The sequence below is a fragment of the Streptococcus suis genome (assembly GCF_002960445.1).
Classification (GTDB): domain Bacteria; phylum Bacillota; class Bacilli; order Lactobacillales; family Streptococcaceae; genus Streptococcus; species Streptococcus hyiners.
Map to the genome: position 1 here is coordinate 1 of NZ_POJD01000483.1, position 271 is coordinate 271.

Annotated in this window: 1 protein-coding gene; it reads right to left on the reverse strand. The window is 38.7% G+C overall.

Annotated features, from left to right (window positions below; genetic code table 11):
* The coding region (locus tag C1G53_RS12890; protein WP_153046743.1) for an aminotransferase class V-fold PLP-dependent enzyme at positions 1 to 271 on the reverse strand (271 nt) is incomplete at both ends.

Here is a 271-nt window from a genome sequence, read left to right on the forward strand (position 1 = left end):
CTTTTACGAACAGGGTTTGTATAGAAATTAGACTGGTCGATATAGTCATAAAGCAAACCAGATTTTTCACGGTTGATTTTCTCCATCTCATCAACACCACCAATTTCTTTTACCCATTCAAAGACGAGTTTAGAAATATAGATAGAATAAGCTGGTGGCGTATTATAAAGAGAGTCATTTTCTGCTTGAATACGGTAGTCCAACATGCTTGAAAGCATTGGTTGATCATTGAGGAAGTCCTCACGAACAATCACCACCGTCACACCAGCAG